The sequence below is a fragment of the Bradyrhizobium sp. WSM4874 genome, assembly GCF_055811835.1.
Genome location: NZ_JBVVPR010000007.1, coordinates 238,355 through 246,671 on the forward strand (window position 1 = coordinate 238,355; position 8,317 = coordinate 246,671).

Here is an 8,317-nt window from a genome sequence, read left to right on the forward strand (position 1 = left end):
ACCGACGCCCCTCCAAGGCTGTGATCGAAACTCGGCGAGGTACAGTCGTGAACGAATCTGGTGTAGTGGCCCGCCAAGACGGTTAGTGCCGCTTCAGACGACAGATCCCGCCAATATTTCGGCTAAGCCGCTGCCGTCACAGCTTCGTAGATATCTTCTTCCTGGGCCGTGTGCATGCGGACCAGTGTTTCGATCGCCTCGATCACCCGCTGAGCGTCCCGTATTAGATAACGGTCCATCTTCTCTGACGGCAGATCCTCCACGATGCGAATGAGCAGACGAGCAAGGTGCAGGATCTCACGATGGGCACGGCTCATGGCGGAGAGGCCATGGCGTTCGCGCAGCACCTCCGCGAGCTTCGGATACACGCTGTCCTCATCCTCGCGCTCGTGCATCACCACGCTGCTCTGAACAAGGCGCTGAGCTTCCCGAATCAGAGCCGCTGCGGATTCGGGCGTGGCATCGTCCAACGCATCAACGATCCTACGCAATCGGTCGAGATCCTTGAACAACGCCAGGTGATCGTGATGCAAGGTCAACCCCTGCTCTGCGGTAATGCGGGGCCCGCCGCTGCCGAGGGCCGGAGTGAGCGCCCGCAGCGCGTTCAGGATGACGGCAACATCGATCACTTCCTGGACAATCGCCGCCGGTACGGGATCAAGCCAGCCAACAGTGGCAGCTATCATTGCCACTAACGACAATCCCATACCGACAACAATGCTCTGCAGGGCGATCCGCCGTGCTCGCTGCGCAATTATGATTGCTTCGCCAACGCGATCGAGCCGATCGGCCAAGATCACGACATCGGCTGCCTCCGACGAGGCACTGGCGCCGCGCGCGCCGAGCGCCACTCCGATATCGGCTACGGCCAACGCCGGAGCGTCATTGATGCCATCGCCGACCATGATCGTGGGATGCAGCCGCTGTTCCGCGCGCACCGCCTCGACCTTATCCGAAGGAACGCGATCAGCCAGCACGGCGTCGAGGTCGAGCGCCGCTCCGATCGCCTGCGCCGCTGCGGCGCGATCGCCAGTGACCATCACCATTCGCGCGACGCCCGCATCACGCAGCAGCCGGATCGCTCGCGGCGTATCAGCCCGCAGCTCGTCGGCCAGCAACAGTGCCCCGACTGGGCGGCCCTCCACAGCGATAAAGACGATGAGCGCCGAGCGCCACGAGGCTCGACGGGTGGCCCGCAGCTCCCACGACGACAGCTCAGCACCAGAGAGGATCATCTCGCGCGAGCCGGCGGTGATCTGGCGGCCGTCGATCAGGCCGCTCAGCCCGGAACCCATGGCCTCCTTGACATGTTCAGGGGTCTTCAGCTTCAGGCCGCGATCGACAGCCGCTGCCACGACAGTCTTTGCAAGCACGTGATGCGAGGCCTGTTCGAGCGACGCGCCAAGTCTGAGAACCTCGTCAGGGTCCTGCCCCGGGGCGACTTCAACAGAAAGCAGCCGTGCCCCGCCCACGGTCAGTGTGCCGGTCTTGTCGAACAGCACTGTATGAGCCCGAGCCAGCGCTTCCAGCGCCCCTCCGCCTTTCGCCAAAATCCCGCGGCGGGCCGCCTGCGCCACGCCGGCGATGAAGGCGACAGGCGCGGCCAAAATCAGGGGACAAGGCGTCGCCGCCACCAGCACCGCAAGGCTACGGGCCAAATCACCGGAGATCCACCAAGCCACGAAAGCGACAACGAGCGTAACCGGCAGAAGAAGCAGCGCAAACCGGTCGGCCAACCGCACGAAAGGGGTCTTTGCTGTTTGCGCCGCCGTCACCATGCGCACGATGCCGGCGTAGGTACTCTCGCCGGCCGGTGCGGTCACAGCCAGCTCGAAGGTCTCACCCGCATTCAGGGAGCCGGAAAGAACAGCGCTGCCGCGTGTCTTCTCAACCGGAATGGGTTCGCCGGTCACCGCGGACTCGTCCATGGTGGCCGAGGCCGATCGAATGATACCATCGACCGGCACGATCTCGCCGGCCCTAACCAGGAGCTCTTCGCCGACCGATACTGCTTCGATCGAGACCTCCTCGATCCGCTCGCCAGCCTTGCGATGTGCCTGCCGCGGCGCCCGATCGACCAGGGACCGCAGATCACGCTCGGCCCGTGCGATCGCGATATCCTCCAGCACGTTGCCGCCGGAATACATCAACGCAACTACGGCCCCTGCAAGCGGTTGGCCAAGCGCCAGCGCCGCGCTCATCGATAGGAGCGCAATCGCGTCCACTCCCAGGCGGCCGCTTAAGAAATCCCTGGCGATCGAGATCGCCAGTCCTCCGATCACGGGTGCCGTGCCGAGCTCCCATGCGAGATCGGCCAGATCGGGTCGCCCAGCGGCTTGCGCCAAAATGCCGACCGTCAATCCGGCGATCGCAATCAGGACGAGCGCCCATCGTAGAACCCGCTCAAACGACATGACTTACTTCCGTATGATCGTGGTCATCCAGAAACACCCGAGTCTTTCGTACGATCATAGGCGAATGGGCCGGGGTGACATCACAGTGCTTCAGTGAGAAAACAACACTGGAATGGGCGGGTTCGTCAGGAGGCTCCGGGTTGCGCCTCCCAATATGAACTCACGGAAACGCGAATGGCCGTAGGCGCCCATGACGAGCAGATCCGCTTTGCGGGACTCGATCTGTGCTGCGAAAACGGCGCCGATGCTCCGGTTGGCGGCATCCACCTCCTCGACGATCACATCGATTCCATGCCGCGAGAGGTTCTTGGCGAGCTCGGAAGACGAGCGCCGGCTTGAAATCGCTTTCTCGTTAGTCACCGTGAGGATGCACACCTCACGCGCCTTCTCCAGGATCGGGATGGCATCAGAGACCGCTCGTGCGGCAGCGCGGCTGAAATCCCAAGCGACGAGCACCCTGGAAAGATCGATTGCCTTTAGCGACGGACCTTCCGGGACCACCAGGGTCGGTCGCCCGGAGCCGAACATGATGGCTTCGGCATACCATTGATCGTAGGATTCCGGCACCGGAACGATGGTGAGGTCGCGTAACCGCGCATATTCCGTCAACAGGCCCGCGACTTCAGATGTCACACAGCGCTCGAGAATGATCTCATGCGGTACGCCGCATCTCTGAGCGGTCGCCTCAAACGTCGCGAGCAGGTCTTGTGCGTTCTTTCTGCTCGTATGCGCCTCGCTGGCCACGATCGACCCGATATTGCCGGCGCTGCCCAGGAAGCTGCCGGGAACCTGCACATGAGCTTCACATGAGATCGCTGCGATGTGGGCGCCGAGAGTTGACGCCAGCGAAACGGCGCGATCAATCACCGTGACCGGCGTCGGATCGGGATAGCTGGTGAGCGCGAGCAAAACGTCTCTGATGGCCATCTTCGTCTCCGAGGCTGTAACTTCTTCTTCGAAGGTAGCCCCGACAGGTCCTGAACACTTGATCTAGCTCATATCACCGGCACCTAAGGCGCCTACAGACCGAGACAAATGCGAAACTGCGGAGCAAACGGCTCCAACGTGACGTCCTAGTGCGACATCATCACGCAGACTGGAGCTTCATCCGGCAGACTGCGCGTCATAGCCCCCGAACATCCACTCTCCGAGCCGGCTGTGGCCTCATAGCCTCCAGTGACGATCAGATCAGCGAGCGCGTCCTTGGCTAGGCGACCAAGGTGATGCGAGTCGGGTTCGGACGTGTGCACGCGGACATCGACCTGGCATTATGGGATGGGCCCGCAGATATCTCGCGAGGTCGCGGACGCGCCGTCGCGCCGTGTCCTGTTCATTCGCTTGGCTGGTCGCTGGGTGAAGGGCCTTCCTTCTCGCTTGGGGCACGCAGCGGTCCGCGTCGGCCGACCCTTGACCGCCGTATCGGTGGCCGGCCTTGTGCAGGTCGGACCACCAGGCGCGCCATCCGGCGGTGCGGGCATCGGCGCCGCAGCTGCCGGAACGGCCTGTGTTCGCGTGCTGGTCAACGGAGCTATGTCTGCACTGACGCGGCGTACCCGCTCGCGAATGCCGCGACGCCCGTTGAAGTCTCACCCTGAAGGGGGCTCGGGCGACGTGGCGATCGCCACGACGTCCAAGCACTCGATTTCCGGCATCGCGCGCCCCGCTATTCCCTGGAGATCGCCGTAAAGACCGACGGTCGTCTCCAGCACGGTACTAAGTTGCTCCTCACGTTTCGCCCAAAGTCGCGTCATCGCCTTGCGCTCGCGATCCAGGTCACTCTGCATATCAGAAAAGCGCTCCACGATGGCTTCGATCCGGTGACGGAAGCGCGAACCCGTCAAGTAGGTATAAACGAGCTCCATCTTCGTCTGCTGCCCCTCCTGGCAAGCGCGAACGCCCGCAACGCCGAGCAGTGCCTGCCTCAATGCTATTGCAACGGGGGCCGCAAATCGCGGTTTGACAACCCAAACATTCCCGACGAGATCGAAGGTATCGAGCCCCTCCGGCATCGCGGTTGAAACGATTGCGGCCACGTCTGCCCGCGCGGCGCGCTGATCGTCCCGGAGCTTCGGGAGCCAACCGTCGCTCCAACTCCGCGTTTTCTTGGACTCCCAAAGTATCGTGCCGCACATCTGGCCGCCCGGGCCGACCACGCGCTGTACGATATCGCCGCCGAATACCCCTTTTGGCACCTCCTCGATCAGATCGGTCGGAAAACGCGAGCGGAGCAATGCTTCCAGCTCGATTTCTTGCGCTTCTCCCTGAAGCTGCTGAGAACCCTGCTCTGCCTTGCGGCGGAGGTCTTCGATCCGACGCTGCATGGAAGCGATTTGCGCCTCCTTTTCGGAAACCTTGCAACGGAGGTCGTCCTCAGCCTCGATCTTGGCTCGCTCATGCACGACCGCCAACTCTTGCTGGACCCTCTTCTCAACGGTCAATTCAAGTTCACGCTTGGCGTCGTCGAGTTCGCGCTGTTTGCGCAACGTTTCGGCATGCGCCATCTGGGCCACCGTAAGCTTATCCGCGTTCATTGCGAACAGTTGCCGCAAATCAGCAATCTCCCGGTCGCGCTCACCAAGTTCGACCGCAACCACCTGACGGGCTCGGCTGGCTTCCACTTCGGCGATTTTGGCCTGCTCAGGCCCAAGCCGCGCTGCGACTTGCTCGTCAATCTCTACCTTCGCTCGAGCAATCTGGTTCTGTGCTTCCCTGATCTGAGCCTCGCGGCGATCGAATTCAATCTCTTTGGCCGCGAGCTGCTGCTCGAAGCGGTGCCGAGCAGCAGCAACGAGCGGTGCCGCGAGTGATTCGGTCAGCTTGATTTCGTTTCCGCAGTTAGTGCAAACGATGTGTGGATCGATCATTTCGTGCATCCCGGAGTATTGGTCCGCCACCCGAGCGAGGTTCGGCTGCAGCGAATTTGCCTTGATGATTGTGTACGGCCCGCAATGGTGGCGCGCCTCCGTGTGCTGGCTCGCCCTGAAAACTAGTGCACAGTCGTGCCGGGACGACGAGTATCGTCGGCGTTGACTGGAGATCCCAAGCGGTAAAAGCGAGACAAGCTTCTCACCCAGTGGCCCTCTGGGTCCGCCCACCAGAGTTGACTGGTCATGACTGTTCGGTCCCCGTGAACGGGATGAGCGAACGCCCGGCCGACCAGATGCAAGCCTTCCGTTGTCAACGCCGGGGTCCAGTTTTCAAGCAGCGGAGCGTTCCGCAGCATCAGAGGCGAGACTATGCCGTAGGTTTTGAGTTGCTCGCAATCGTCCGCGAGCCGGCGCAGTCGGGGCGCCAGATCGGGTGAAATAAGGGTAGGATCAAGAAAGCGAAAGTAGCGCGTCAACATAGGAGGAACTCGCGTGTGCGCTGGTTGCAGATAGAGCACGTGGTTTGGTCGTCACTTGCCAATGTCTATGGTCAGCGCGCCGTCGAAGCTGGGATTCTCTGCCCCGTAGCCATGCGGATTGCAGAGAATCCGCGTGTCACCGACAAAATAATCGGATGAATTGTGGACGTGGCCGTGTACCCAGATTGTTGGCCGATAGGTCTCGATCAGAGCGGACAGGTCCGACAAGAAGGCTCCTGTGAGATGATCGTCACGAAACCTTGGAGCAATCGACGACCAGTGCGCGGCATGATGCGAGAGCACAATGGTTGGCCCTTCGAACCCGGCTCGCAGTACGCTCTCGATGTACCCTCTCGACTGGCCGTGCATAAGGGCAGCTTCCAGCGGCCTGAACCTGAGCCACGGGCGCTTTTGCCAGCCGATCAGTCGATGATCGTTCATTCCAGCCGCACATGCGTTCATCACTAGACCCTGGCTTGCTTCACCGAAGACCCGATAGTCCGTCCAAAGTGTCGCGCCAATGATACGAACCGCGCCGCTCCCAACTCCACCCGGTTTTCCGCTCAGCACGGTCGTTTCGTTTTCCAGTAGATGAATATTGAACGCTGGCGCATGCGTGCGAGCGGCCGACAGTTCATCAGGGATAAAGCCGCGATAGTACTCATGGTTGCCGAGGACCATGACGATGGGGATGTTCATCGGAACGATGCGGCGCAGGTGCTCAAAAGCCTTTATCGCCCCTTCGCACGTATCGCCAGCGACGATGACAAGATCGACATCGGCCGCGATCGTGATCTGCTTCATGGGTCGAACGTCGATGTGTAAATCGGAGAAGATCTGGATCTTCATGCGCAGTTTCCGTTCGCTTTATCGTCGTACCGCTCGCGCAACGCAGTCAGCGATGCCGTTTCTTCCGGGCTGAAGGAACGGCGGTGCGGCGAGCGATCGATATGTTGCACGAACCACGAGGCGGACAGTTCGGTCGCGTGGTCGAGGTCCGTACGGCTGAGCACGTTAGCCAACACCAGGGCGGCTGCGCTGTCGCCCTCGGCAGCGCAGCGAAGTAGCGCCGTCATCGTAATGTCCACCTCCAGTGTGAACTTCCGGATCGGCATGACCGAGAGGGCCGTGGCAATGGCGGCAGCAGCATCGCCCTTCTGAGCTGCCTGGAGTTCGGCGGGGCCGCGCAATAGCGCGATCCGCTCTAGGGTCACTACCAACAGCAACTTCTCTGCGTCCCGGAGCTTGTCGGAAGGCAGCGTCCGCCACCATGCGATCGGCGACGTGTCCAGAGAGCTGAACCGGCACGGCCGTTTCGTGAACGAGGAAGCCTGATTGCGCTTAGTAGGCATGGGATCTCTGAAATCTCACTGTTCGATTGAATGAACTTGGATGATCGGGAGAGCCCCCGAAGGGGCTCTCCGCCTCGCCTCACCACGCCGGACCACGCCATGCCTCGCCGGGCCACGCCCCGCCCGTGGGATCTCTGCTAGTCAATGATCTCCGCTTCGAAGGTCCCGTTCTGCGGCCGCCAATCGCCGAGCCCGCGCGTGAAGCCGGCGATCATGTAGGTTTCATAGACCTCGTCGCGGTCGAGCAACGTGGGCAAGTAGTGCGCCGTGAACTCCACGCTCCAGTCGTCGAAGACGGGACGCGTCCGCATCGTCCGGGCGCCGTGCACATTGACGCCGACACGCAACCTGAAGCATTTGTCCTGCCAGAGCTTGTCGACGTCATGCGGCCCTTCGTAGCGGAGCACGGCGTTGTGGTCGACGACGAGCCCCGCCTCGGCTTGCATCGTGCGCCGTCGCGATTTCGCGGCCTCCACGAACGTCGCCGTGAGCGCCTCCAGGGGAATGCAGGGCTGGCCACCATGGAGCCAGAGCCCGCCATTCCATTCCACCCGGGCGATCTCCTCGTGATCGGCTTCCGTCTTCGCCCGCTTCGAAGTGAGGCGCGCCAATTCCTTGGTGATGGGGTCCAGAGGATCGGCCAAGCGCCCGGAGTGCATGATGAGGCGCTTGGTGCCGACGAGGCGGAGGCGGATCGATTGGGCCTTCATGATCTAGATGTCCTTACGGGTCGGATCGACGAGGGGGCGGCGCAGGTCGCGAAGACGAGGAACGTCAGCGCGCAGCGGGGCACGCCGCCGATAGCGGCGTCGTCGGATAAGACATGTGACCTTCCGGTGGCAGTCGTTGCACAACGCGACCAGATCGCCGTCGCGCTCGTTGCCGAGGTTGTCGTAATCGCGATGATGCGCCTCGAGGGGACCCCGCTCAGCGCAAAGGCGGCACTTTCCCTGCGCGAACGCGAGCTCGCGTAGGCGCGCCTCATTGGTTCGCCAGCGATGGCTGGCAATGTAAGTTGCGTAGTCCATCCACTTCCCACCTTTGGCTTCGCTCGCCGCCACCGACATCGACCTGGTCGAACCGCGGGGGGGGGGGGGGGGGGGGGGGGGGGGGGGCCCCCCCCCCCCCGCCCCCGCCGCGGGCGGCGGGGGGGGGGGGGGGGGGGGGGGGGGGGGGGGGGGGGGGGGGGGGGGGGGGGGGGGGGG

General features: G+C 62.6%; 8 protein-coding genes. All 8 read right to left on the minus strand.

All coding sequences use genetic code 11. The annotated features are described in order from the left end of the window. Window positions 1–122: 122 nt before the first annotated feature. Complete coding sequence (locus AC0L3P_RS10385; RefSeq protein ID WP_275170314.1) at window positions 123–2,414, minus strand: heavy metal translocating P-type ATPase; 2,292 nt, start codon at window positions 2,412–2,414, stop codon at window positions 123–125. Between the two features lie 90 nt (window positions 2,415–2,504). Next, window positions 2,505–3,341, minus strand: coding sequence for a universal stress protein (locus tag AC0L3P_RS10390; protein WP_275170313.1), 837 nt, complete (start codon window positions 3,339–3,341; stop codon window positions 2,505–2,507). Window positions 3,342–4,000: 659 nt separating this feature from the next. Further along, window positions 4,001–5,278, minus strand: coding sequence for a DUF2130 domain-containing protein (locus tag AC0L3P_RS10395; RefSeq protein WP_275170312.1), 1,278 nt, complete (start codon window positions 5,276–5,278; stop codon window positions 4,001–4,003). A 122-nt stretch (window positions 5,279–5,400) separates the two neighbouring features. Further along, window positions 5,401–5,760, minus strand: a complete 360-nt coding sequence (locus AC0L3P_RS10400) for a DUF6634 family protein (protein ID WP_473301787.1) — start codon at window positions 5,758–5,760, stop codon at window positions 5,401–5,403. A 51-nt stretch (window positions 5,761–5,811) separates the two neighbouring features. Next, window positions 5,812–6,609 carry a metallophosphoesterase gene (locus AC0L3P_RS10405; protein ID WP_473301788.1) on the minus strand — a complete coding sequence of 266 codons (798 nt, stop codon included), beginning with the start codon at window positions 6,607–6,609 and terminating at the stop codon, window positions 5,812–5,814. Beyond that, the gene (locus AC0L3P_RS10410; protein WP_275170310.1) at window positions 6,606–7,112 is read right to left on the minus strand and encodes a hypothetical protein; all 507 of its coding nucleotides are present in this window, start codon (window positions 7,110–7,112) and stop codon (window positions 6,606–6,608) included. The genes AC0L3P_RS10405 and AC0L3P_RS10410 overlap by 4 nt, the downstream gene beginning before the upstream one ends. Before the next feature lie 137 nt (window positions 7,113–7,249). After that, on the minus strand, window positions 7,250–7,822 hold the full coding sequence (locus tag AC0L3P_RS10415; RefSeq protein WP_275170309.1) for a hypothetical protein: 573 nt from the start codon (window positions 7,820–7,822) through the stop codon (window positions 7,250–7,252). A gap of 3 nt (window positions 7,823–7,825) precedes the next feature. Beyond that, window positions 7,826–8,140 carry a hypothetical protein gene (locus AC0L3P_RS10420; protein WP_473301789.1) on the minus strand — a complete coding sequence of 105 codons (315 nt, stop codon included), beginning with the start codon at window positions 8,138–8,140 and terminating at the stop codon, window positions 7,826–7,828. Between the last annotated feature and the right edge of the window lie 177 nt (window positions 8,141–8,317).

Excerpts from the sequence above, each read along its gene's own strand:
- AC0L3P_RS10385 (WP_275170314.1), bottom strand. The coding sequence starts at position 2,414 with ATGTCGTTTGAGCGGGTTCTACGATGGGCGCTCGTCCTGATTGCGATC.
- AC0L3P_RS10390 (WP_275170313.1), bottom strand. The coding sequence starts at position 3,341 with ATGGCCATCAGAGACGTTTTGCTCGCGCTCACCAGCTATCCCGATCCG.
- AC0L3P_RS10395 (WP_275170312.1), bottom strand. The coding sequence starts at position 5,278 with ATGATCGATCCACACATCGTTTGCACTAACTGCGGAAACGAAATCAAG.
- AC0L3P_RS10400 (WP_473301787.1), bottom strand. The coding sequence starts at position 5,760 with ATGTTGACGCGCTACTTTCGCTTTCTTGATCCTACCCTTATTTCACCC.
- AC0L3P_RS10405 (WP_473301788.1), bottom strand. The coding sequence starts at position 6,609 with ATGAAGATCCAGATCTTCTCCGATTTACACATCGACGTTCGACCCATG.
- AC0L3P_RS10410 (WP_275170310.1), bottom strand. The coding sequence starts at position 7,112 with ATGCCTACTAAGCGCAATCAGGCTTCCTCGTTCACGAAACGGCCGTGC.
- AC0L3P_RS10415 (WP_275170309.1), bottom strand. The coding sequence starts at position 7,822 with ATGAAGGCCCAATCGATCCGCCTCCGCCTCGTCGGCACCAAGCGCCTC.
- AC0L3P_RS10420 (WP_473301789.1), bottom strand. The coding sequence starts at position 8,140 with ATGGACTACGCAACTTACATTGCCAGCCATCGCTGGCGAACCAATGAG.